Genomic DNA, 24144 nt, shown 5'->3' with positions numbered 1-24144 from the left:
GTAGACGGAAGTGAATCTACTCAAAAATAGGAGGAGTGATCATGTACATCGTATCTGAGCCCAAGCTTTTATCGGATGGCCAAGATCAGGAGCTTGCCAGGCAGGAGGCCGCTGTTTATCCACCGGGCTACCTGCGGTTTTTACAGCGATTCGGCGAAGGGACTTACCGAGGGTGGATGAATGTCCAGTTACCGGATACGGAGGTACTTCAGCCTTTTGCCGAGTACGGGTTATGGGAGCACGATGAAGACAGCCCGATTACCGAGCAGCAGATTGCAGAGTGTATCGCAATAGGCACGACGGTGGACGGTGATTTTTTGGCCGTGCATCCCCAGGCGGGCGATCTGCTGTGGTTGCCCCGGCATGAGGAGCGTATAAAGGCGATTTCGCTGCAGGCACGGGAGCAGGACGATGAAGGCCTGTACGCGGAAGTGCTGGACGAAATATATCGTCAGGTGTATGGGAGTAGCCAAGAGGAAGCCGTTTATTATGAACCGTGGACGGGTACGCGGAGTCATATCTTCGTACGCTTGCCTCCGGTGCAGGATGGGCTGTCATTGCCTGAGCTGGCGGGAATGTGTCAAGCGGCCTTTCCTTCCGATTTGTCTATTGAAACGCCCTATGTTTGCCTTTTGTTCTACCGGGAACTGGGCGGATATGTACGATTCAATTATGCTTATCAGCAAGAGGTAGCCATCTTCTATGAACAGAATGCAGGGCAGGCGTTTGCCGTTATGGAGGCATGGCTCTTGTCGAAAGGGTGCGAAAGGATTTCATAACACATAGATTATTATCGGTACTCATCAAGAGGGAAACTGCATTCTAGTACAAGATAAATTTAAGCAGGGCTATGTTTTATAAGATCTTCTAGAGGGGGACGTGGGATGAAGCTAGCTTTTACGCTGGATACACACGGAACGTGCGTAGGCCAATTGAGGGACGAGCTGCTGCCGTTAGAGGAAATAGCTGCCGCCTGGAAGTTTCCATTCGATATCTTTGTACTCAGGGAATCTCCCCCGACGCTGTCCGCCGCCGAGACATAGGCGATGAAATCATCGGTTCGACGGAGCCGCTCAAAGTCGTGCCGCAGGCGATGGATCACATCGAATTCATTCCAATTATTGAATTAAGGAAGGAACATACGTACACAGGAATTTCGCAGGGAGGAAAATAGATGATCGTTCTGAAAGATATCGGTAAATTCGAAGAGCTGCCGGAAATAGCCATGCACATCTACAAAGGAAACATTCCGGCTTTGCAGGAAGCAATCGCCGCTGGTTGGAATATAGAGGAAGGCATCGTACTGAGCAGATATACGACGTTAAGTCCGCTTGATCTGGCGCTGATATCTCAGCGAATGGATGTTGTGGAGCTGCTGGTCGAGCAGGGCGTTAACCTGAATGTCCATCATAATCCAGCTTTTTTAAAGGCAGTTCGCTATGGTAAGGAAGATATCGTTCGGTATATCGCTGCCCAAGGCGCCGAGCTGGATAAACTCAATCAAATCGGGTCAGGTGCATATGCACAGGCCTATTACGGCAACAAAAAAAACATCCCGCTCATTCATGAGCTGGGGTTGGATATCAAGCTGCATGGCAGCGCTGTACTGCGCCAAGCCGTGTCGGACCATGACTATAAGACCCTCGATTATCTACTCGATCATGGGGCGGACATCAATTATAATCAGCCCGATATGGTCTATCCTTATCGAGCGACCCCGCTAACCGTCGCCGCGCGGATGGGGAATCAAGGCATGGTCAAATATTTGATTGAGCGAGACGCGGACGTGACGATAGCGGAAAAGGATGGTGAACGACCATATACGATTGCTGTGAGCAATAAGGATACCGCCCTGGCGGACTACTTAAAATCGCTGGAGCCAGCTGAGTTTCATAGTTTAGAGAACAAGAAGTATGCGCTGAAAAAATATAAATTGACCGATGAACTCGTCAGCTTTCTGACAGGAGACCAGCTGCGGCTTAAGCTGTCGCAGAATGAATATGAAATCCGGTATATCGATTTCTTCACCCTGACCGATACGATCGAGATGAAAGTCGGTCGGCAAAAGCTGCTGCGTCTGTCAGCCAATATCGATAATTACTCCGATCTGCTGCTTTTGTGGAATCCGAAGAAAAAAGGCCAGATCGGTTGCTACGATGTGGAGCATCAGACGTACGCCGATTTATGCAGCTTTACCGAGTTCTTCGCGCAGCCTGAAATGTACCTCATCCGTTTTCTTGAGGGAGAGTTGTAATCTCAATCTCAAGGAACATAAGCACCTACAACCTCAAATTTTAACTCGTTGTCTATCGTCATATGCTTTACTTCGATGATGTTGCCTTTTTGAAAGGCAGGTATATTCACGATCGGGATGACGGTTCTTACTACCGTATGAATGGTCTCGCCATTCGGTTTCGTGACGCTTAGATCCAGCAACACTTCTGGTTGATTATCGACCTGCACATTCGTTTGCTGGATCGAGTTGATCTTCGCTTGAGCGGACATACCACCTGTGAGAATCGCCTTGCGCTGCGTGTTTCGTTTGTTGCGTGCTCGCAGTTGCTTTACTAGGATTACGATAATGAATGATGTCGTGAATAGTGTTAAGGTAATGGACAGTACCAAAATGACAGTAATAACGGGCAATAGCCTACACCTTGCTTTCAAACCTCAATCGTGGAAAGTTTGATTTCTTCACAAGTTATTAACAATCAAAATAAATGATTACACGAGTCCAATACAGAAGGGTGACCTCAGCACATTGCTAAGATCACCCTTGTTATGTCAAATTCAACTTTTTATTTATTCCCTTTGCGCACCTTTAGCAGTTTGCCTTTGACCGTCGTGTTTTGCATCATTTCAAGCACAAGCGGTCCTTTGCCGTTCAGAATCTCAACATCGGTCACAAAATCGAGGATCGTAATAATCCCAATATCGTCTGCAGTTACCCCGTCAAGCTTAGCAATCGTCCCAACAAAGTCTACGGCTCTTAGCTTTTTCTTCTTGCCGCCATTGAAGTTAAGCTTCATAATTTGCTTGTTTAATTGCTCGCGCTTATCTTTTTTCGGTTCAGGCTTAAACTTTAGTTTCTGTTCAAAATCTTCCCTATGGCGATCCACTTCCTGTTCGGAGGGAGCTTTTATTTTCGGAATCGCGAATCCAATATACGCTTCAATGTCGGCTAATCTCCTGTCGTCCCTCGGTGTGACGAAGGTAATCGCTTTTCCCGTCTTGCCTGCGCGTCCTGTACGCCCCGTACGGTGAACATAACTTTCCTTCTCAAGCGGGATATCGTAATTAATAACATGGGTGATATTCGTGATATCGATACCTCTGGCTGCTACATCCGTCGCTATCAAGTAACGGAATTGTCCTCTTCTGAATGCATTCATGACCTCGAAACGCTCTTCCTGTTCCATTCCACCGTGAATACGATCACATGGATAACCGAGTTCAGCCAATGATCTGAATAGTTTATCTACATGCTCCTGCGTACGGCAGAACACTATACAGCTGTCCGGACTCTCAACAATGAGCAGATCTTGAAGAAGGGCGAACTTGTTCGTCTCCATCACCTGAATGAGCGCGTGTTCTATCGTGGCAGTTGTTATACCACTGGCTTGAATCTCAATGTGGGCAGGCTGGTTCATATATTTGTGGGCCAAATTGGCCACATCCTCAGGAAACGTAGCAGAGAATAACATGGTGACCCTGTCACGAGGCAGCTTTTGAATAATCGACTGAACCTGCTCAATAAAGCCCATATTCAGCATCTCATCTGCTTCGTCGATGACGAGATAGGCAATCCGCTCCAGCGAGAGCGATCCGCGTTCAATATGGTCCAGCACACGTCCCGGCGTACCCACAACCATGTGCGTTCTTTGCTTTAACTCGGCTTTTTGGATATGGAAAGGATGTTTCCCAAAAAGAGGTGTTGCTTTGATCCGCTTAAAACGCCCAATATTCGTGATATCTTCGTTGACCTGTAACGCCAGTTCGCGGGTTGGCGTCAGGATTAATGCCTGCGGCTTATTCTCATTCCAGTCCACGAGCTCGCAGAGCGGAATTCCATAGGCAGCTGTTTTGCCGCTGCCGGTTTGCGATTTAACAACAAGATCCTTCTTCTTAAGCACAACAGGAATGACTTTTGTCTGAACCTCTGTTGGTGTCTCATAGCCCAAACTATGGAGCGCTCTCACAATCTCTTCACTTAAAGGATAATCTGTAAAATGCTTCTCACTCATCTTTAACCTCTTCTACGTTATATTCGAATATCTATATATACAGACTTCCACCGTACATCTATCATATACTCATCCATTATAATCTGAATCCAATGATATGGATCGGTACATTCATGAACGAAAAAGCCCTTAGATAACTATAACCGTAAATCGGTTGATGAATACACAACGTATAAAAGATTCGGTCTTCATATGGGGTGATCGCTTAACCACTTCCGCCAATCCTGCCAAGTCTGCACATGTACCGTTTTATCGATTACTATGTTTTTGGGTCACCCCCGGCTTCTTGAATTCACTATCTCTAAATAATGAGCATTGTACATAATTCCCAGCACGTTGCCGAATGGATCCGTGACGGATGCCGTGATGAATCCTTCTCCCCGGTGTACGAGAGGTTCGTACTCTACAGCACCCATGGATTTTAATTGGCTGAGGGTGGCTTCTATATCATCGACATGCCAGTACATGATCGCTCCGCCGGGGCCGGACGTTGGTTGCGCCGGGGCAAAACGGCGATCGATGAGACCCAACTCGTGCTGGTAGTCTCCAATCCGAAATTCAGCATAGGCCAGTTGACCATCGGGCCCCGAACGTTCGAAATAAGGTGTTATACCCAGCAGATCCGAATACCAAGCCTTTGCCGCGTCCATATCATCCGCCCAGTAACTGATGGTCGCAAATCCTCGCAATGTTGGGTGTGTGCTCATCATTTATTTTCCTCCTATAACCCGTTATGGTTGGTTTTATAGCTATTATGAGCTGCGATGACTGACGGCATTATGTCAGTGTTTTGGTTTTTTCTGGGCAGAAGGATTATTCGGGATGCAGATAAGGAACCGTATCACATTCTCCTACATAATTCCCTTAAAACCTCTTCTGTTCTTTTTATCAGCCGATCCATATCTTCTTCCTTCACGACCTCTAAACTCTCTTGGTCCTCATAAATTATAAAATTTAACTTGCCAACAAACACCACGATTTCAAGCCCGGGGTTATAGTCCGTATGTAATAGTTGCAAGAGATCAACCAGTGTCAGCTCTGAGCTGGGTAGTGTTTTGTTCTCATAAATAAATAGAGCTCGGATCATGGCCATGAGAGCAGAATGACAAAGGATGAGGGACGTCATGAACCGATTGTGATTTCTCATGATATGAGCTAATTTCATATGATATTTAGCAAGTTGACAATAATCTTTTATTATATGATGCAAACTATTCTCCATAACGGCCGCCTCCTAACGGAAAAAGGGGAGTGTTGTATACATTTTAATACTTATGAATATTAATTTAAACAATAATATTTATTGTTTGGTGTTTGCCTCGATGAAACTTGTCTACACTTTTGACATGAAGAGGTGAATGCCGTGATAGATAAGGAAATATTAAAGCTTGTAGGAACCCGGATACGTGCTCTACGCAAGGAGAAGGGCTTGTCGCAAGAAGCACTTGGTGAGAAGGGTGGATTTCATTTTTCATATATAGGACAGATTGAACGTGGTGAAAAGAATGTATCGTTATTAAATTTGTATAAGATTGCTGGGGCTCTTGATGTCAGTTTGATTCAGCTATTTGCATATGTGGATGAAGAGTTCTTGGTTACCTCTACGGAGAGAGATATTCAAGATATTGTTGGATTACTTCATGAAGCCAATGATGAGAAGCTGCGTTTGGCTAAAAATGTGCTGAGGGAAATTTTAAGAGGTAACGCATCTACATAGATTATTTGTCGACTCCATGCTGGCGGTTAATGTGGGCTGAACTATTATAATGCGTACTCTTCCCGTAACACTGCCTTTGAACAAATTCGTAAACATCATTAAGTTTATCTGTATTGCAAGTGCTCCAGTCTTCCATGCTGGAGAGGGCCATGCTGGAATGGTATAATTTCAGAAAAGATGATTAGAGTGGGAGGCATGAAGCGATGAGTGAGGAGCTTTTGGAGCAGCTGGAAGAGTGGCACGAAGAGGATGAGTTCGAAGAAATCGTAGATGCGATTATGGAGATCCCTGAGGATGAGCGGGATTATGAGCTGATCAGCCATTTGGGCAGAGCGTTGAATAATCTTGAACGTTATGAAGAGGCGGTTGAGCAATTCCTATCCATTCAAGAAGAGGGTAAGGATGATCCTTTGTGGCATTACCGCATAGGGCTCGCTTATTATTACTTGGATCGGTATGAAGATGCCCGGAAAGCATTTGAAGTGGCCGATCATCTGGATCCCGGCGATGAGGATACGTTAGAGTTTCTGGAGTGGATTCGGAACAAGACCGCTCCGAAACCTGTTAAGGAATCCACTGCGGTGTCTTATACGGACCCTGATGTGCTGAATTTCTGGGATGATAGTGCCCTTGAGGCAGACCAATACGTTTCGGCTCCGCCTACGGATGAATTGATTGAATCCGTGGAGGAAGCGCTGGTCTTCAAGCTTCCCGCATCTTATATTAAAGCAATGAAATTACATAATGGCGGGATTCCCCGGAACCGAAAGTTCCCTATCGGGGATGGAGCGCAGGATTATATTGAAATCAAAGGTGTTTTGGGCATTGGACGAGAGAAGAAAAAATCATTGTGCGGAAGCTTGGGCAGCCGTTTTATGATCGAGAATGGCGGATACCCTGAGATTGGCGTGGTCATTTGCGATTGTCCTTCCCAGTCCGAGGTCGTAATGCTGGATTACCGTTTATCCGGTAATGACGGGGAGCCCGAGGTTATCCATGTGGACAAGGCCAATGATTACAAAATAACCCGACTTGCTTCGAACTTTGAGGCTTTCATTGGCGGCTTGGAAAAATAACATAAGCAAGAGTTATCAATATTTCGCAGTTCTAAAAGATTCGTAAAACGAATGAAGCATCTCCTGAGTGGGAGATGCTTTTTCTTTGTATATGTAAAGATGGGGGTTATATTAGTTCTCTCGATGATCCATAGTATCCACGATGTCTTTAAGTACACGAAAGAGCAGCTTACTTTCAGCTAATGTACGAGAATAAAGAAGCGAGCTGATGGATTCTAGGACCTCTGCCTTCTCACTTGCGGTATCCAGACTCTCTGTCTCGTGGAACTGGAACATAGCTGCTGACGATACTCCCAGTCCCTCGATGATCTTTTCCAGTGTTTCAATGGATATATTTCGTTCCCCGCGTTCTACCGTTCCTATGTAAGAGGCGTTAATCCCAGCCTTCTCTGCCAGTTCCTCCTGTGTCATTCCCTGTTTTTTTCTAAGCTGCTTGATTCGTTCACCTATCATTTTCAGGAGCATCTTTAACCACCTCTATTCCAGATTAAAGAAGTAGTATGGGAACAAACAGAATATAATATTCGATATTTAATTGTAAATAGTGCTTATATACACTAAAATGAAGTTATACATCCAAGTGTCTCCAACTTTAACTTTAGCTAAAGGATAAGGTGCACAAAGAATGCAATATCTGAATGTTTTATTAGAATCTTTGGATGATGAGAATCAGGCATACTTCTACGGGGAGCGCTTAGTAATCGATTATATGGATATTATCGGCTTCATCAATAGAGCTTCCCATTGAATTAGTCCCATTTCCAATTCATCCGTGATGCAATATTTTTTTCATCCTAAAATATTCCAACCTGTGCTAAAATGGATACAAAAAAGAAAGTTAGGGAGGCATTTAATTGATAGGGCGCAGTGGGAATCCGACACTAAACGAAGAAACATTTGAGAGAAGTGGGTATTATAACGGCCAGGAAACGATGACGATTGGCGGAACGGTGAACAAATCGTTCATGCTGCTCGCGCTGCTGATCGGGGCGGCGGTCATTTCATGGGTTATGTATTTTAATGGGTATGATGTATTCCCGTTCATGATCGGGGGAGCCATAGGCGGCTTTGTCCTCGCGTTGATCATCAGCTTTGTGCCGAAGGCAGCACCTTACTTGGCACCGATCTATGCGATTGTGGAAGGATTCTTCCTCGGAGCATTATCCGCTCATTATGAATATCTGTACTACGGAATCACATTGCAAGCGGCTTTACTGACGATGTGCATATTCCTGGGCATGCTGCTCGCTTATAAAACAGGTCTGATCCGGGCAACTGCAGGCTTCAAAAAGGGGATTATTGCAGCAACGATCGGCATTGCGCTTGTATACCTGTTTAGTATGGTTCTGGGCCTGTTCGGTGTGGCGGTGCCTTACCTGCATGACAGCACTCCGATCGGCATCGGGATTTCGGTTGTGATCATCATCATCGCAGCATTGAATTTCATACTCGATTTCAACTTTATCGAAGAGGGAGCACAGCAAGGTGCGCCCAAATATATGGAATGGTACGGCTCTTTCGGTTTGTTGGTTACGCTCGTATGGTTGTATATCGAAATTATCCGGTTGCTGGCGAAGCTGGCGAACCGGGATTAATATCTGGATTGGTATGGTCAACATCGCTGTCGAGGCATTCTCGACAGCGATTTTTTTAAGATATCAGAAGTTTAAACTTCGGAGGAGCTGCTGCCTGATATCGCAAGAAAAACTACCGCTAAACGCGGTCTTTGAGTACGTCGATAGACGTTTTTCTTATGGTATGGAGTGTAGCTTTGAACCAGCAGAATAATAAATTTCCTTCAGTAAACCCTACAAAGAGCGACTTGTGTTTAAATAATAAGTAGATACTGTCATCATCATACTGCTTGAAGAAGGAGATCCCATGACCAATAAGAAAGCCATGATTGATATAGGTTGGAATTTTGATAACAGTTATGCCGAACTGCCGGAGTCCTTTTTTACCAAACAAGATCCCACCCCTGTACGCTCACCAGAGCTGGTAATCCTCAATGAGCCGTTGGCGGCATCTTTGGGTTTAAATGCCAAGGCCCTGCAAAGCGCAGAGGGCGTGGCGATGCTCGCCGGCAACGAGATACCTGAGGGGGCATCACCACTCGCACAGGCTTATGCCGGGCACCAATTCGGGTATTTTACGATGCTGGGCGACGGCCGTGCGATCCTGTTGGGTGAACAAATCACGCCGCAGGGTAAGCGTATGGATATTCAGCTCAAGGGCTCGGGCCGGACGCCGTACTCCCGTGGAGGAGATGGTCGGGCGGCTCTGGGTCCGATGCTGCGCGAATATATCATCAGCGAGGCCATGCATGCGCTGGGGATTCCGACCACCCGCAGCCTGGCGGTGGTATCCACCGGCCAGCCTGTCACTCGTGAGAGAGAGCTGCCGGGTGCGATTCTGACCCGCGTGGCCTCAAGTCATGTGAGAGTGGGGACGTTTCAATATGTAAGGGGAGCGGGCACAACCGAGGATTTGCGGATTCTGGCGGATTACACTCTGCAGCGGCATTACCCGGAGGCTGACTTTAGTGACGGCGCCAACCGTTATCTGGTCTTGCTTCAGGAGGTCATCAAGCGTCAGGCCGCTCTAATCGCCAAGTGGCAGCTCGTTGGTTTTATCCATGGTGTGATGAACACCGATAATATGACCCTCAGCGGCGAAACGATTGATTATGGCCCTTGTGCCTTCATGGATACCTTTGACCCGAATACGGTATTCAGCTCTATCGATTCTCAAGGCCGCTATGCTTATGGCAACCAGCCGTATATTGCGGCTTGGAATCTCGCAAGATTGGCCGAATCCCTGCTACCTCTGCTGCATGAAGAAGAGGAGCAGGCCGTCAAGCTGGCCGAGGGTGCGATCGGAACCTTTACCGATCTATATCACGAGCAGTGGCTTGCAGGCATGAGAGCCAAGCTGGGAATCTTCCATGAAGAGGAGGATGACGAATCCCTGATCGAAGATCTCCTTAAGATGATGAAAGATCATCAGGCGGACTATACCAATACCTTCCGTGCGTTAACGTTTGACAAGCTGGAGGATACACCTCTAAACGGCACGCCGGAATTGGCTTCCTGGTATGAGCGCTGGCAGGCGAGACTTGACAGCCAGCAGGAATCGAAGGAACAATCCCATCACTTAATGCGCAGCAGCAATCCGGCGGTCATTCCACGGAACCATCGGGTGGAGGAAGCGCTGGAAGCAGCGGAGCAGGAAGGGGACTACAGTGTGATGGAGCAGCTGCTCCAAGCGCTGTCCGATCCATATGCGCATTCCCCGGAACAGACGGAATATGCAATCGTGCCTGAGCTGTCCCGTCCATACCGAACCTTTTGCGGGACGTAAGGATGAAGGAGTGCTCTAATAGGAAAAAAGATAGGGCGATATAAGCGTAAGTTTTCTGAACTCCAAGGATCTCAAAAAGCCAAGCAAGATTGACTTTGCTTGGCCTTTTTATATATGGGGGGAGTAGCTGTCTGCCTAATCTTTCGAAGCAGGATCTCAACTGGAACGGCCGTGATCCGGAACGATAAACGAGACTGTTGTTCCAGTATTGGATGTACTGTTGATGGACAAGCCCCTCCCGTACAATTGGGTCAGACGCCGATTCGTGTTGGATACTCCGATGCCGCTCCGACCCTGTAATGCCGGGCTCATCAGTTTCATGACCTGTTCAGGCTCCATACCCTTGCCGTTGTCCTGTACCTCTATGAGTGTCCCGCCTTCTTGGCGTGCAATCCGAATACGGACAGTCCCGCTCTTGTTCCGGCTAAGGATGCCATGTTTGACGGCATTCTCAACCAAAGGTTGAATGGAGAGCGGAGGGAGCAGCAGTTGAATATCCGGCTCCACTTCCCATAGAACGGACAATCTGTCCGGAAACCGCTCTTGTTCGATATATAGATAGGCTTTCGCAAGTTCCAGCTCATGGGATAATTCAACAAGCTCTCCCGTATTAAGGAAGTCAAAACTAATGCGTAAAAAGGCAGCAAACGCATCTCCGAGCCGCTGCATCTTCTCCGTATCAATCTCACTCAGCGCCATAATCGAACTGAGTGTGTTGAACAGAAAATGGGGATGGATCTGTGCTTGCAAGTAAGCGGCTTCCATCCGAAGACGCTCATGGATGGATTGCTTCAGCGTGGTTAAAGCCCGGATTCGATATTTCAGCTCGAGTGCATCGACGGGTTTGGTCACATAATCATTCGCTCCGGAGGAAAATCCGGTATAGATGTCGGCCGGCTGGCTGCGTGCAGTCAGCAGTAGAATCGGAAGCTCGGATACGGAGTATTGCTCCCGCACTTTCTGCGTCAACTCGTAGCCGGACATATGGGGCATCATGACATCGGCGATCAACAGATCCCATGGCTGAGTGTCCAGCAACTCCATCACCTCACGGGCGGAGTTTGCGATGGTGATGTTGTACGGCTCCGTCGAGAGGATGTCCACAAGCACCTTGAGATTCACGGGATCATCGTCAACTGCAAGGATATGGATCTTCCGATCCGTCAAAAGTGGCGGGATACTCCGAGCGGTCGCAACCTCATCCATGGCATTATTTTGAAAAATGAACCCGGCAGGCAAGATAACATGGTCTCCTTCGGTCACCAACTGCGAATGATGGGAATCTTCGGGCAACGCGATATCCGATTTTTGGGCCAGCGGAAGACTAAAGCTGAATACAGAGCCTTTGCCCGGCTCGGAGCGAACGGTCAGGACGCCGCGATGAAGTTCAACCAACTGCTGGCATATATTTAAGCCAAGCCCGATACCCCGCCCGTCACGGATTCCGTATGTCCCTTGTTCATAACGGGCAAACACCTGTGCTTGCGTGTCTTCGTCCATACCAACCCCGGTATCCGCGACATGGATGACGGCCTCTCCGTTCCGAATCTCTGCGGAGACGGAGATGGACCCGGCCTCCGTATATTTCAAAGCGTTGTGCACCAGGTTGTATAAAATCTGTACAAGCCTCTTCTCATCGGCCATTACCGGCGGCATCGATGGCGATATATTCATATGCAGCCGCACCGGCTTGCCTTCCACCATGAATCGGAGCATGGCCATGACTCCGGGAACGACTGATTGGATGCGCAGCGGCTCCATCTCCAGTGTAATGCGGTGTTCCTGGAGACGGGCGATATCAAGCAAATCACCAAGCAAATGCGACATCCTGCGGCTGAGTGTGATTAGCAGCTCCATGTCCTTCACGCTGCCCTCGTTCATCTGCTCTTTCTCTTTGGTTACGACGGTCTGTGCGATATTCATAATGCCATGCAGCGGCGTTCGCAGCTCATGCGACGTGTTGGCAAGGAACTCGTCCTTCAACCTGTCTGTTTCCTGCAATTGAACGTTGAGCTTCGCATTCTCTCGGCTATTGCGAAAGTATTTTTTGAACCAGTAGGTAGAGAAGCCCACAATCGCGGCGATGATATCGATTGGATAATACACGGTAGTCAATTCACTGAACGATTCCATGGCGCTCCATATGAGGTTCGATATGATGCCTGCCGCGCTCAGAAGCAGGAAGACCGCGTCCTGATCGGTATGTTTTTTGAAGATCATGGTCCCTACGATATGAATGAATCCGGCAAATGGAATGAAATAGAAGAGCAAAAATATTTTTAAATCAATCGTTGCATTGACGAATGAAGCAGGCGAAACCAGCACAAACCCGGAGAGCAGGATAAGGGCCGCGGTATACGACTTGATCCATAGGTTTCCTTGCTGCGTCGATAAGAATCTTCGGAATAGAAGCAGAATAAACAGGTTTTGCCACAACAGCGATATTAGCCGGATCTTCACTGCCCATGTGTAATTAATCGGCAGCCATAATAGAAGCACATTATCGTGACCGCATAGAATGGCAACACCGACTGACAGCGTCAATAGGCTTGTAATGAGCAATGCCCGTTCCTGCCGGTTAAACAGATACAGGATGCAGGCATACAGTCCGTGAAGCAGCAGCACGATAAACGTAACCAGCTGAAATCCAATGGAATACCAGCGCACATAGTCAATGGAAGCCGCCGAGCCAAATCGGATGGAGCGGACAAGCCCACCGTTATATGGTTCGTCAAAGTTGGCTACTCGTATGAGCACATCAATCTCCGTTGTCCCTTCTACAGAGTAGGTCGAGGTATAAGATATGCTTGTGGGTATATAATCATCAGCATTGTCGGCAAGGGCCCCGATTACCCCAGAGGCTACGCCATTGATATCTACGGCAGATGCAGCCTGAATCCCCCGCAGCCAGAAGGCGACAGGCTGCTGGAGCGGATCGATTAAGATCCGAAGTCGATACGTGCCGTACCCATAGGAGGATCTGGTTTCCGGATTCAGCACGGGTCCCCAATCTCCCGGAACAAGGATGCTGTGATATTGGCTTTCTTTTGCAGGCAGATCTTCTTGGGTTAATAACTCCCCAGGATAAAAATCCCATTGGCCATCCAAATAGACGGGAGGTGCTTCATTTAGATCCTGTCCGCGCATATCGAGCACACCCTGGACGGCTCGGGGATGCTCGGATGTAGCGAATATCTCAGACCAAGCCCAGCGTAGGCCCATAAGTACGCTGAGAAATACGGTAACGATGGCGATATATTGAAGGGCCGTTTGATTTATTGTTCGCATGATACCAAGAGATTCGACAAAAATCGCAGGACTCCTTCATTCCTGGATCCAGTCGAGCTCCGCATGAGTCGAGATGCATCAAAAAAGCCCCTGGACCGGTGTCCAAGGGCTATAAATCGTATGGCTATTTTTTTCGAGACCTTATTCAACATCATAGCAGAACCGAAAGAAACAGTCTATATTTTTACCCGGAAATGCCATAGAGTGGGGGAGCCGGCAAAAACAAATGAAATGGAGCGTGGTTTCATGACTTGGACTTGTCACCTCGATGAAACAGATGTACAGGAGTATGTCGGGAAGGTTTTGGGTACCGGTTATGTGGTGACGGATGTAACGAAGATGCATGGCGGGGCGCAAAAGGTTGTCTATAAGATCCAATGTCAAAATGGATTCCCATGCGTGCTGTATGTGTGGGATTTGACGAAGAATTATTTTCAGGAAGAAATAGCAAACGAGAGTGTGCAGGAACGGTCCTTTGGGGGCCATTCGTTCGAAAGCAATAACCGATGGTTAAGGGATCATGGTATTTCTACGCCAGCTCTATATGATCTTCACACGGAACAGGACCGTTACCCGTTTGACTATGCTCTTGTTGAATATATAGAAGGACAGAAGGCGGAAACTTACTTTCAGCACCCGGACCAACGGGTTCAGGATGAGGTCTTCGAACGGTTGGGTCACATGATCGAACGCATGCATGCAAACCACAGACAGAACTATGGAAAACCCGATCAAAGCGGGAATCAACGGGAACGATGCCATCATGTGCAGTTGAAAAATGCGAAGGAACAGCTGTCCTACATCGTCCTGCATAACGAGAGTATCCGGAAGAATCACGACAGTCTGCTCGCTGTATTGCATGAGCTGGAATCCAGGATAGATTCCCGCAAGCGATATGGCTTTATCCACGGCGAGCTGGGACCCGATCATGTCCTGGTTACAGACCGTTTAGAGCCCTATCTGATTGATATTGAAGGTGCGCAATTCTTCGACATCGAGCATGAGCATACATTTCTTGAGCTTCGATTCGGGGAGCATTACCGGTATTTGCGACATGATGGGCTTGATCCGAATCGGATGTTATTTTACCGTCTGCATCACTATATCTCATTAACCTCGGGCGGCCTGAAGCTGCTTCACCGTGGATTCCCGGATCAGGCATTTGCTCGAAATTTAGCCGATTATCACGCACGCAACACCCTGCGATTCATGGAGGAATGGCAGCAAACCCGATAACAGGCCTTCATGAGATGGGCTGAAAACATCATTAACTCTGCTGCATGGGTTTAAGATATGGCTGCAAACTCCCGCTTATAGATTAGCTCTATCGTGCTAAGCAGCTCCGAACCTTGGCTCGAGAATTTCAAAGGCGTTGCTTTACCCTTGTTGAGGAAAACTCCCGTCGATTGTTGGGAGCTGCCCAGCGCTGCTTCATACAGCCGTGAAGCTCCTTGACTGGGATGGGAGAAGAACAGGTTGCGGATCGGATCATCAATCTGGGCATCCCGGCGTTCTTGGTAATGGTTGTTTTATTCGCTCCCGGACAGACACTCCGGATCATAATGCCATCCTTCTGTATGGCAGTGGCGATCTCCTGAGTCCACAACGATAGGGCTAATTTACTCGCGGCATAAGGCCCAATTCGTGAAATCCGACAAATCGGCCGTGTATACTCTCAGCTGCTGTGATCTAAGGCCCTCTTGTACAAGGGAATCGTCGGATGGAAAGGGAGCTGAGGGATTATGAATTTTGATATCAAGGAAGCCGTTGAGATTCTGGTGCGGATTGCGCATTCCCCGGAACAGGCTGAATATGCTATAGTGCCTGAGCTGTCCGATATCTCACCGGGCAGTCTCCATGATCTCATCTTTAGTCTCATGGGCAACAGAATAAGCTCTGTTATCATTAACGCGTATGGTTTTCCTCTGGTACGCATTGTTTCGTACAAGGGCAAAGATTATGAGCAGCGTTCCATAAAATTCATAATTACTGATTTGGTAGCCTTGAAGAGCCATAATAACGAATGTGGTAATGGGAACAAAATTAATAAATAATATGCCGTTAAGCGGTGATAACCATTTGATCCCTTGATTCCAGCAGAGCAAGGCTGCTAGCCCGGGCAATAAAATCATGAAAGACAATTCATATTTAACCGAGAGAATCGTGTTCCATGTTGGAACAGGAATCAAATCAAAGACGGACCCAAGCGTAACGATAACGAAGGACACAGCGCTTCCTAGCAAGCAGGTTAGCGTAGAATAACGCAGGATCGACCAATTCTTGAATCTGCTTCCCCCCATCGAATACACCACCCATCCCAATACCCCAACAAAAATCAGAAATAAAGGAACAAGATGTTGTCCAGCCATTTTGAAAAAGGTAAGTTTCCCGTTGGTGATCACGAGTACAGCACCGACAAACGCGATAGCTACACTTCTAAGCATGTATTTATTCGGCGTTTTTTTGGAGGTGATCCACAAGATCATAATGGATATCATCGGCATGAGTGACTCCATAATAGAGGCTGCGACAGCACCTGCCTCACCCATGAGCTGCTGTCCAAAGAAAATGCACATATTGTAGACCGTAAATGCCATCGTTCCCAAGAACAACAATGTCTTGCCTCTTCCCTCCAGACGAAAGGAGGCTCTCCCCTCTTTCATCCACAGCAACACGCTGAGAATGACGGCAACGACGAAATAACGGATAAACGAAAAATAGAATGGATCAATTTGCTGCAGCGCGATGTGTGCAACAGGAAACATAGCCCCCCATGACATACTTGCGATCAGGCATAGCATGGACCCGATGACGATTTGTTTCTTTAGCATGTAATGTCTCTCTCCCTGCCAACTCTTTGTTTGTGTATAACTCATCATAGGAGGGCGAAAGGTTTTAGTAAAATGATTGAAAATAAAGTTTATGATCATTTATAATGATACTTCGCAGGTGTGAATACGTACCAGAGAGCAGGGGGGGTTAGATTGGAGTTTAATGATTTGAAAATTTTTCAGGCTGTTGCTACGTATGGAAGTGTCAGTAAAGCCGCATTGGAGCTTAACTACGTTCAATCCAATGTGACAGCCAGAATTAAGCTGCTTGAGAAAGAGCTTCGTACGCCATTGTTCTATCGGCATAAGCGAGGGATGATCTTAAACACGGAAGGAAAGCGGTTGTTAGAACAATCGAGGGAGATCTTGTCCGGAGTGGAAGAACTGAAACGTACGTTTCAAGATACATCGAACCCCTCTGGTGTTCTGGAAATTGGGATTGTGGAGACGGTGATGTTTCTTCCTTATATTTTATCGGCTTATCATCGTAAGTACCCCAATGTTGAATTATTATTAAAAGCCGGGGTTACCGATCTTCTGTTACAACAGGTGATTGATATGAAGCTGGATGGAGCCTTTGTGACAGGACCTATCAGGCATCCATTAATCGAACAGGTTGAGGTTATTCAAGAAAAGCTGGTACTTGTAACTAAAGAGAAAACCTTTTCCATGGAGGAAATAACGAAAAGGCCTCTATTGCTGTACAATAAAGGCTGCGGGTATCGCGATAGACTGGAAAGCTGGATGAAGGCCGAGGGGATTATTCCCAAACAGATCATGGAGTTTGGAACGTTCGGGACGATTATAGGCAGTGTAGCTGCAGGAATAGGAATCACGATTATCCCAGAGTCATCTATTTCCAATCTGGTTGCGAATGGAACGGTATTCTGCCATAGCATACCTGAACCTTACCATGAAGTCACAACTATTTTTATTCGGCGAAAAGATTCATATGTAACGAGCACATTACAATGCTTTATGGATGAAATTGTTGCTCGAACGAGGACTGGAACATGAACGGTTGCCAGAGGCCCATTAAAGCGGGACTCTTAGCCCTTGATCGGACCCGCAATGCGAAAATAGGATCCGCCCCCACTCTGCAACACTAGGAGGGAGGGCCGGGTGCATATGGAAATAAAGAATTTAGGAAGCCCATGGATTTCAACCCATGGGCTTTTTTCATCTATCACAGAGCAGAAAGAGACGGTCTATTATTGTTTTACTGGGATGACGGATCATTATTTGGGAAGAATATAAATGATTGAAATTCATTCAAATTTCCTGTTATTATATTCCTCGGCTTGTTTATTAGAAAGGGAGAATGAAATGCAAGCATATGTATTGCCTATTTTCGTTGCGATAGCCATTTGTTTTTTATTAGCTTTCATTTTGACGCTTCCATGGGCCGTTTATCAGTACCGTAAACATGGGTACTTTAGCTTTTGGAGAACATTACTTATCTTAAGCTTTATCTTTTATGGATTAAGTGCATTCTTCTTAGTGATTTTTCCAATACCCAGTGCTCGGAATAATTGTGCTTCGATTGATCCCGGCGCGATTTTTATTCAAAATCGTCCTTTTCAATTTATACGGGATATTCAACGTGAAAGCGGATTTCATTGGGCGGTGCCTTCAAGTTATATCGACTTGTTAACGACGCGGGCCTTTTATCAAATGTTTTTTAATGTTTTGCTTTTGTTTCCTTTAGGTGTCTTTCTGAGGTACTTTTTTAAGGGGAAAGCTAAATGGTTTCATGCTGCTCTTATTGGATTTAGTGTTTCGCTTTTCTTTGAAATAACCCAACGAACCGCTTTGTTTGGCTTTTTTGAATGCCCCTATCGTATATTTGATGTAGATGACTTGATGACAAATACGGTGGGGACTGTACTAGGCTTTATACTCGCTCCCATGTTTTTGGTGTTAATTCCATCGAGGGAAACCCTTAGTGAGCAAAGCCACTTCTTTAACAATCAGAGAAAAGCAACTTTTGGTGCCCAACTCATGGAGGTTCTTCTAAATATTATTATTGCCAGAGTGATAACCAGCTTTATATTCGGGTTGCTGAAGAGACCAGGAGTACTTGTTGACGAGATCATCTTTGCCATTGTTTTCTTTGTGGTTATGGTAGTTATCCCTGTGATTTGGAAAGGACATACGGTGGGTTCTAAGATCGTTCGCATGAGATTACTTCCGGAAAAGGGGAACTGGTTAGGAAGCTTGAGCCGACGCTACATCATTGTTTATATGCCTTTATTGCTCTCAGCATTATCGAAGATATTTTCTAATCAAATGGGTGAAGATCTTCTAGCCAACCTATTTGTAATTGGAGTGGTTTTTCTTACAGCTCTGTTATGGTTCTTTCTCTTCTGTCATATCGTGATCAGATGGATCAAAAAGGACAAAGATCTTTATTTTAATCGATATAGTCACATAGAGGCTGTAAGAATCACTGGTGAAATGTGATAAACGAAAATATAGAATACTGATGAATCGGCCGCAACAAGCACATGCAGGGGCTGACAGAATATAAAAAGCCGATGACCCGCACTCGACTGCGAGGATCATCGGCTTTTTTGAGAAAAGGTACTGTATGCCTTATATTATCGTTTGGCGGCTTGCTGCCTCTCATTCAAATGCTCCGTCAGATACTTCACGATGCCGTCCTCCGCGTCCTGGGAGTACTGCCAGACCATCGCGCCTCCAAGATTCTTACTCTGGATGTACGCCACCTTCTCCTTCAAGGCTTCTTTATCCTCGTAACTGATGAAGGTATTGCCGTTATATAGGTAGGCGGCCTTGGCTTTGTTGTCGTAATAACGCTTGAAGCCATTTTTGTTCAGGTAGGCTTTCTCGATCTGCTTATAATTGAGGTTCACCTTGTCGATGTCGATGGGGGTCCCAGGAGCGAAGAGGCCGTCTTTAGCACCCTTGGCCTCTTTCACGTTTTTCCAGCCGTACGAATAAGCGGGCACGCCGAGCAGCAGTTTCTTGCTGTCGATATCATGGTCCAGATACATCGAGATAATTCCATCAATGGAGTGTTTGGATTTCCCTTGGCTGTCCACATACAGATTGGAGTTAAAGCCTGTGGTGTCAGACCACTTGCCTGTCAGGTCATAGGACATGACGTTGATGTAATCCACGTATTTCTCCACTTTTTTGACCTCGACATTTTGGAAATACCAGTCCTGGGTTCCAGAGGCGAACGTCAGCAGATAGTTCTTGTTCTTGTGAGGCAGCCTGTACAGCTTCTCCCGTAGTTCCTTCATCAGGCTGGTGAAATTCTTCGTATCTTCCGGGCGGGCCTTCTGCGTGTTCCAGGCATGGAACGCCGGATACTCCCAGTCGATATCCACGCCGTCTAAATCTAGTTCCTTGACCAGGTTGATGATGCTCTCGGTGAAGAGGTACCGGTTGCCGTCCAGCGAAGCGTCGGAGAAGCCATCTGCACCGTAACCACCTACGGCCAGCACCATTTGGGTCTTCGGATTGGCTGCCTTCAACTGCTTGATGTTTTCTTTGATCTGGTTGTTGGTCGTGCTGTCTTCATGGAAATAGAGATCCGTTCCTTTGATCTTGGCAAAAGCGATGAACGCGATGTCCACGCCTTTCTCCGATAGCTTGATGTTTCGGTAATCCTGCCAGGCCTCCACGTATACCGCCGTGATTTTCCGCTCTTCCGCCGCGGAGATCTGATAGAAATAGAGACCCATGCCCGCAAGCAGCACCACAATGAATATTTTCGTATATATCGTGATTCTCATCGTCTTTTAACCCCGCCCGCCGAATAGAATGTAGGTTGCCGTTTTGCTTAGGTTCAGCACCTTGACGGTGATGTAGCTGATGGCGAAGATGATGGAGATATTCACGATCAGACTGAGGGAGGCCTCCAGAAACGTGGCCTCGACCTCGGTTCGGCCGGATAACATCATTTCGACCAGCAGGTGAATCAGATAGATGCTGAAGCTGGCCCGGGAGACCGAGCTGATCAATTTCTGGATTTTATGGTTCACTTGATCGCTGATCTTGGCCTCCTTCTCCTTAAAGAAGATAAACAACCCGACAGCCATGAAGAAGGTGGTGACGGAATAGTTGCCGTAGAACATCTCATCCAGGACACCGCTGCGCAGCGAGACAAAATAGGTGGCTACCGGCGTGATAAAAAACGAGATGATGCCCAGATTGTATAGTATGTTTTTTGCCTTGAGCGGTAGTTCAAAATGGAATAGATAGTACCCCAGGATAAAATAGCCGAGGAAGCCCATGAAGAACGGGATGTTCATGATCGGAATGTTGATGTATTGATCCGTTGCACGGAATACGGCATCCGAGATGAAGCGATAGGCAATACTGACGATGAACCAGAGGAGCAGATAATACCGCAGATCCTTCTCGCTGCAGGATTTGATGAATTTGCTCATCAGCGGCACCGTCATATAGATGGCAATAATGGCGTACAGGAACCACAGATGCACATAATTCCGGTCGGTCAGCAGCCGATACCCGAAGTCAACAACGAACTCGTAGGCATTCAGCTTGCTTCGCATCAGATAGTATTGATTGTACAAGCCATAGATAAGCGACCAGGTCAGAAGGGGAATGAGCAGCGGTACGACGCGCTTGGTATAGAACTCCCGGTAGGATGTAATCTTCGTGCGCAGGATCATCGCTCCGCTGATCATGAAGAAGACCGGTACGGCGAAGCGGGATATGGAGTTGAACCCGTTGCTGATCCACCAGGAGGAGGAATTGAAATCATTCGTGCTGGTCAGCACCTCCGCTGTGTAGTGCAGAATAATGACGGCAACAATGGATAGAATTCTTAGGATATCGACATAGATAATTCTTTTATTGGGACCCATGCTGTTTCAGGCAGCCTCCTTCACCATAAGTTAATTCGATCCTGCGGCAATGTTCTGGCTGATGGCGGCCACGCCTTTACGCTCCACGAAGCCCCAGCCCTCATCATTGTCAAAATATTTGAATGTCCCCGCAATGTTAATGTACAGCAGCAAATTCCGATAGGTTAACAGCTCCGCTTGGCTGAACAAGAACATCTTCACATAATCGGAGAACGTATACGTACTGCCATATTTGCGGCATAAGTACAGGGCGATGATGATCTGTGCGGCATTCAGCAGCACGCTCATCAGCAGGAAGATGATCGCATGCAGGATGTTCCCGCCAACGATCAGTGTTTGCCCCAGATAGAATATCGTCGTAAACGCCGAGAGCGTCCCCAGCATAAACCCATCTATCGCAAAGAACAGGCTCACGCTGACACTGAATTTCCGGGACAGTCTGGACCAATAGATGAGGATGCAGTCAATAAACGCCTTCTGCCAGCGAATGCGCTGCTTATAGAAGTTGGGGAGATTCTCCGGGCATTCGGTGTAGCATACCGCTTCAGGGGCGTAGACGAGTTTTTTCTTCAATTGATTGGCTTTGATGTACTCGTGGATTTTCAGCGTAATGTCGATATCCTCCCCCACCGTGCTGCGGAATCCGTTAACATGAACGAGAACGTCTTTATAGAAGGCACCAAAAGCGCCTGAAATCACTACGATCGAATTAAAATACGATTGCGTGAGTTTGCGGACGTAGAAGCCGTGCGTATAATTGATGATCTGGCTCTTGATGAGCCCTTTTCCGCGAAACTTCTCAATGATGGCACCGTTCTTATCCCGCACGGCACCCTGTACAATTTTGACGGTACCGCCCAGCGCAATGATCTCGTCATCGTGAAAGTATTGATTCACGTACTTGAGCGAGTCGGCTTCCAGCATGCTGTCCGCATCCAGGGTGATCACGATATCGGAAGCGGCATAATCGATGCCTGCATTCAGCGAGTCCGCTTTTCCGCCATTCACCTTATCGATAACGTAAATATGGCGGTATCGATGCGAGCGATAGAATCCTTTTATTGGCTTATAAGTCAGTTTACTGTCTGCCATCCTGGCATCCGGCTCCAAATCCAGGAGCTCGTCAAGCGCGGATAACGTCCCATCCTTGGAGCCATCGTTGATGATCATGATTTCATAGTTGCTGTAATGCAAGCCGGCCATGGCATCGATGCAATTCCGAATCGTCAGCTCCTCATTGTAAGCGGGGACGAGTACAGAGATTGATATTTCGGCGAGACCAGGATTCAGCTTCTTCACCTTGCTGCATAGCAGCGGGATGAACGTATACAGGGTTTGAAACACAAGGAATACGCTGGCTAATCCATAAAAAAAGTACTGCAAACTCCTCACTCCTCTCTTCTCTGTCTCTCTTTTTGAAGACCAGTATGGTGCGCCTACTCTATGGGACTCGGATTAGGTATGCGCTTTTTCTATAGCAAGCAATGTCAAGGGACAAAATCCAGGTATAAAGGGATAATATCATCTCCATTTAAAACCTTTCATTCCATATAAACCCATATGACACCCTATGTAATAAACTATCGTAATTGGCTCCTAAATGTAAAACCGCTCTATGGAGCAAGAAAACGAATACATAGATGCTTTTCAAGAGCAGTCTCTGTTTTGGTTCAACTTTCTATATTTTAGGAGGCTAAAGCGATTTGGCACGGAAATCTATATCTGACAAAAGCCATAACCAAGTTGAGCCTAAGCTCGCATGGTTATGGCTTGTATACCTGTGGTTATCTGAGGTACTACATAAAGTCATAGAAGTAACGGATGAAATGAAAAAAGATCGGTGAGGTATAAGTCAGGCTGTCGACCCGGCTCAGATAGCTTTTCTTCAAGGCATCGAACCGTCCGTCATCTCCGATTAACAAATCGCGCTTCAGCACCGAAACCGTCAAGCTGCCGAAGAAGCCGCCGAGGCTGATGAGCATGCCGGACAGAAGGCCAAACGTCGGGCTGAGCGGCGTCAGATACGGATAGATAAGATATGAGCTTACGGTGGTAATGATAAACGCGCAGGCAAAGCCTTCCCAAGTCAGATTTGGGTTGGAGGTAGGCACAATTCTTCGTCTGCCAAAATAGAGGGAGGCGATCGTGTGCACCACATCGTTCAGCTGCGTTAAGACGACCAGAAACAGCACCAGACCTGCTCCATACTGGGGCGTGGCAAACTGGAAATAGGCCAGGTGGCTGAGACCGAACACCATGAGCATCAGGCCCCATTGGGTTGAGCTGACGCTGCGCATAAATCCGACAGTGCCTTTATTGATCAGCCGCGGAAGCGGCAGCACCAGGAATACATATATCGGAATAAACACGATAAACATCCCGTACCACTCGATATAGATCCAATAGAATTGAACGGGTATGGTTAAATACGCCCACAGAAATAAACGACGATCGGCTTTTCGTGTCTTGATCATCGAGAAATATTCTTTGAGTGTAAAGAAGGTTAGCACCATGAGGGATAGCAGGGAAACCACGGGATTCAGAAGTGTCGCCAAGCAGAAGATGACCAGCATGCCCCACCAGGTTTTGATGCGAAATCCGACTTCGGTATAGTCGATATTCGGCTGCGTCTTGCTCATCACGTAATAGAGGAGCTGGATGACCGATAAGACGGAGAATATCAGGATTAAGGTTAAAAGCGAGCTGTCCATATGCCTATCATCACCAACTTGTCACGGGTATCATTCTTGTTCTACTAAAGGAATC

The 24144-nt window shown here is 47.0% G+C and carries 22 protein-coding genes; 10 read left to right on the top strand and 12 right to left on the bottom strand.

The window, feature by feature from the left end:
* Window positions 1–41 precede the first annotated feature (41 nt).
* From AB4124_RS14415 to AB4124_RS14405, 3 genes are all read left to right on the top strand, one after another.
* On the top strand, window positions 42–779 hold the full coding sequence (locus tag AB4124_RS14415) for a hypothetical protein (RefSeq protein ID WP_441973267.1): 738 nt from the start codon (window positions 42–44) through the stop codon (window positions 777–779).
* A 105-nt stretch (window positions 780–884) separates the two neighbouring features.
* Window positions 885–1043, top strand: a complete 159-nt coding sequence (locus AB4124_RS14410; protein ID WP_430184485.1) for a hypothetical protein — start codon at window positions 885–887, stop codon at window positions 1041–1043.
* A gap of 131 nt (window positions 1044–1174) precedes the next feature.
* Window positions 1175–2254: an ankyrin repeat domain-containing protein gene (locus AB4124_RS14405; protein ID WP_441973266.1), complete on the top strand. Its 1080-nt coding sequence runs from the start codon at window positions 1175–1177 to the stop codon at window positions 2252–2254.
* A gap of 8 nt (window positions 2255–2262) precedes the next feature.
* Here AB4124_RS14405 and AB4124_RS14400 read toward each other — a convergent pair whose 3' ends face one another.
* The 4 genes from AB4124_RS14400 to AB4124_RS14385 all read right to left on the bottom strand — a co-directional run bounded on the left by AB4124_RS14400 (window position 2263) and on the right by AB4124_RS14385 (window position 5466).
* A complete protein-coding gene (locus AB4124_RS14400) occupies window positions 2263–2646 on the bottom strand; it encodes a hypothetical protein (protein WP_256720636.1) in 384 nt (127 codons plus the stop codon).
* Window positions 2647–2798: 152 nt separating this feature from the next.
* Window positions 2799–4244, bottom strand: a complete 1446-nt coding sequence (locus AB4124_RS14395) for a DEAD/DEAH box helicase (RefSeq protein WP_441973265.1) — start codon at window positions 4242–4244, stop codon at window positions 2799–2801.
* A gap of 272 nt (window positions 4245–4516) precedes the next feature.
* Window positions 4517–4951: a VOC family protein gene (locus tag AB4124_RS14390; RefSeq protein WP_339293575.1), complete on the bottom strand. Its 435-nt coding sequence runs from the start codon at window positions 4949–4951 to the stop codon at window positions 4517–4519.
* A 134-nt stretch (window positions 4952–5085) separates the two neighbouring features.
* A complete protein-coding gene (locus AB4124_RS14385; protein WP_441973264.1) occupies window positions 5086–5466 on the bottom strand; it encodes a HEPN domain-containing protein in 381 nt (126 codons plus the stop codon).
* Window positions 5467–5607: 141 nt separating this feature from the next.
* Between AB4124_RS14385 and AB4124_RS14380 the strand changes: the two genes are divergently transcribed.
* Together AB4124_RS14380 and AB4124_RS14375 are read left to right on the top strand one after the other, a co-directional pair.
* Entirely contained in the window at window positions 5608–5961 is a 354-nt protein-coding gene (locus AB4124_RS14380; protein WP_441973263.1) for a helix-turn-helix domain-containing protein, read from the top strand.
* Window positions 5962–6164: 203 nt separating this feature from the next.
* A complete protein-coding gene (locus AB4124_RS14375; protein WP_441973262.1) occupies window positions 6165–7037 on the top strand; it encodes an SMI1/KNR4 family protein in 873 nt (290 codons plus the stop codon).
* A gap of 111 nt (window positions 7038–7148) precedes the next feature.
* Here the strand turns inward: AB4124_RS14375 and AB4124_RS14370 are convergent, their stop codons facing one another.
* Window positions 7149–7502, bottom strand: coding sequence for a helix-turn-helix domain-containing protein (locus AB4124_RS14370; protein ID WP_339268935.1), 354 nt, complete (start codon window positions 7500–7502; stop codon window positions 7149–7151).
* Between the two features lie 389 nt (window positions 7503–7891).
* Between AB4124_RS14370 and AB4124_RS14365 the strand changes: the two genes are divergently transcribed.
* Together AB4124_RS14365 and AB4124_RS14360 are read left to right on the top strand one after the other, a co-directional pair.
* Window positions 7892–8632, top strand: a complete 741-nt coding sequence (locus AB4124_RS14365; protein ID WP_076323696.1) for a Bax inhibitor-1/YccA family protein — start codon at window positions 7892–7894, stop codon at window positions 8630–8632.
* A 286-nt stretch (window positions 8633–8918) separates the two neighbouring features.
* The gene (locus AB4124_RS14360; protein ID WP_441973261.1) at window positions 8919–10397 is read left to right on the top strand and encodes a protein adenylyltransferase SelO; all 1479 of its coding nucleotides are present in this window, start codon (window positions 8919–8921) and stop codon (window positions 10395–10397) included.
* 156 nt (window positions 10398–10553) lie between these two features.
* Here AB4124_RS14360 and AB4124_RS14355 read toward each other — a convergent pair whose 3' ends face one another.
* Window positions 10554–13685, bottom strand: a complete 3132-nt coding sequence (locus AB4124_RS14355; RefSeq protein WP_441973260.1) for an ATP-binding protein — start codon at window positions 13683–13685, stop codon at window positions 10554–10556.
* A 246-nt stretch (window positions 13686–13931) separates the two neighbouring features.
* On the opposite strand from AB4124_RS14355, the gene AB4124_RS14350 reads away from it, so the two are divergent.
* Window positions 13932–14921, top strand: coding sequence for a phosphotransferase family protein (locus AB4124_RS14350; protein WP_441973259.1), 990 nt, complete (start codon window positions 13932–13934; stop codon window positions 14919–14921).
* 127 nt (window positions 14922–15048) lie between these two features.
* Here the strand turns inward: AB4124_RS14350 and AB4124_RS14345 are convergent, their stop codons facing one another.
* The gene (locus tag AB4124_RS14345) at window positions 15049–15291 is read right to left on the bottom strand and encodes a hypothetical protein (RefSeq protein ID WP_441973258.1); all 243 of its coding nucleotides are present in this window, start codon (window positions 15289–15291) and stop codon (window positions 15049–15051) included.
* A gap of 235 nt (window positions 15292–15526) precedes the next feature.
* A complete protein-coding gene (locus AB4124_RS14340) occupies window positions 15527–16516 on the bottom strand; it encodes a DMT family transporter (protein ID WP_441973257.1) in 990 nt (329 codons plus the stop codon).
* Between the two features lie 153 nt (window positions 16517–16669).
* On the opposite strand from AB4124_RS14340, the gene AB4124_RS14335 reads away from it, so the two are divergent.
* Window positions 16670–17533: a LysR family transcriptional regulator gene (locus AB4124_RS14335; RefSeq protein WP_441973256.1), complete on the top strand. Its 864-nt coding sequence runs from the start codon at window positions 16670–16672 to the stop codon at window positions 17531–17533.
* Between the two features lie 240 nt (window positions 17534–17773).
* Window positions 17774–18979 carry a VanZ family protein gene (locus tag AB4124_RS14330; protein ID WP_339268918.1) on the top strand — a complete coding sequence of 402 codons (1206 nt, stop codon included), beginning with the start codon at window positions 17774–17776 and terminating at the stop codon, window positions 18977–18979.
* Window positions 18980–19116: 137 nt separating this feature from the next.
* On the opposite strand, the gene AB4124_RS14325 is transcribed toward AB4124_RS14330, so the two are convergent.
* The 4 genes from AB4124_RS14325 to AB4124_RS14310 all read right to left on the bottom strand — a co-directional run bounded on the left by AB4124_RS14325 (window position 19117) and on the right by AB4124_RS14310 (window position 24089).
* Window positions 19117–20280 (bottom strand): glycoside hydrolase family 18 protein, encoded by a 1164-nt coding sequence (locus AB4124_RS14325; protein ID WP_430108820.1) that lies wholly within the window; start codon window positions 20278–20280, stop codon window positions 19117–19119.
* A gap of 6 nt (window positions 20281–20286) precedes the next feature.
* On the bottom strand, window positions 20287–21378 hold the full coding sequence (locus AB4124_RS14320) for an acyltransferase (protein WP_441973255.1): 1092 nt from the start codon (window positions 21376–21378) through the stop codon (window positions 20287–20289).
* 30 nt (window positions 21379–21408) lie between these two features.
* On the bottom strand, window positions 21409–22761 hold the full coding sequence (locus AB4124_RS14315) for a glycosyltransferase family 2 protein (protein WP_441973254.1): 1353 nt from the start codon (window positions 22759–22761) through the stop codon (window positions 21409–21411).
* A gap of 413 nt (window positions 22762–23174) precedes the next feature.
* Entirely contained in the window at window positions 23175–24089 is a 915-nt protein-coding gene (locus AB4124_RS14310) for a phosphatidate cytidylyltransferase (RefSeq protein WP_076323704.1), read from the bottom strand.
* Between the last annotated feature and the right edge of the window lie 55 nt (window positions 24090–24144).

The sequence above is a fragment of the Paenibacillus sp. 2KB_20 genome, assembly GCF_052115765.1.
Classification (GTDB): Bacteria; Bacillota; Bacilli; order Paenibacillales; family Paenibacillaceae; genus Paenibacillus_AQ.
This window is presented reverse-complemented; position numbering and strand designations above follow the sequence as displayed.

What these genes read in the sequence shown, in the direction of transcription:
- AB4124_RS14355 (WP_441973260.1), bottom strand. Translation starts at nt 13,685, where the DNA reads ATGCGAACAATAAATCAAACGGCCCTTCAATATATCGCCATCGTTACC.
- AB4124_RS14310 (WP_076323704.1), bottom strand. Translation starts at nt 24,089, where the DNA reads ATGGACAGCTCGCTTTTAACCTTAATCCTGATATTCTCCGTCTTATCG.
- AB4124_RS14330 (WP_339268918.1), top strand. Translation starts at nt 17,774, where the DNA reads ATGATTGAAATTCATTCAAATTTCCTGTTATTATATTCCTCGGCTTGT.
- AB4124_RS14385 (WP_441973264.1), bottom strand. Translation starts at nt 5,466, where the DNA reads ATGGAGAATAGTTTGCATCATATAATAAAAGATTATTGTCAACTTGCT.
- AB4124_RS14340 (WP_441973257.1), bottom strand. Translation starts at nt 16,516, where the DNA reads ATGCTAAAGAAACAAATCGTCATCGGGTCCATGCTATGCCTGATCGCA.
- AB4124_RS14325 (WP_430108820.1), bottom strand. Translation starts at nt 20,280, where the DNA reads ATGAGAATCACGATATATACGAAAATATTCATTGTGGTGCTGCTTGCG.
- AB4124_RS14415 (WP_441973267.1), top strand. Translation starts at nt 42, where the DNA reads ATGTACATCGTATCTGAGCCCAAGCTTTTATCGGATGGCCAAGATCAG.
- AB4124_RS14410 (WP_430184485.1), top strand. Translation starts at nt 885, where the DNA reads ATGAAGCTAGCTTTTACGCTGGATACACACGGAACGTGCGTAGGCCAA.
- AB4124_RS14405 (WP_441973266.1), top strand. Translation starts at nt 1,175, where the DNA reads ATGATCGTTCTGAAAGATATCGGTAAATTCGAAGAGCTGCCGGAAATA.
- AB4124_RS14375 (WP_441973262.1), top strand. Translation starts at nt 6,165, where the DNA reads ATGAGTGAGGAGCTTTTGGAGCAGCTGGAAGAGTGGCACGAAGAGGAT.
- AB4124_RS14360 (WP_441973261.1), top strand. Translation starts at nt 8,919, where the DNA reads ATGACCAATAAGAAAGCCATGATTGATATAGGTTGGAATTTTGATAAC.
- AB4124_RS14390 (WP_339293575.1), bottom strand. Translation starts at nt 4,951, where the DNA reads ATGAGCACACACCCAACATTGCGAGGATTTGCGACCATCAGTTACTGG.
- AB4124_RS14370 (WP_339268935.1), bottom strand. Translation starts at nt 7,502, where the DNA reads ATGCTCCTGAAAATGATAGGTGAACGAATCAAGCAGCTTAGAAAAAAA.
- AB4124_RS14395 (WP_441973265.1), bottom strand. Translation starts at nt 4,244, where the DNA reads ATGAGTGAGAAGCATTTTACAGATTATCCTTTAAGTGAAGAGATTGTG.
- AB4124_RS14350 (WP_441973259.1), top strand. Translation starts at nt 13,932, where the DNA reads ATGACTTGGACTTGTCACCTCGATGAAACAGATGTACAGGAGTATGTC.
- AB4124_RS14320 (WP_441973255.1), bottom strand. Translation starts at nt 21,378, where the DNA reads ATGGGTCCCAATAAAAGAATTATCTATGTCGATATCCTAAGAATTCTA.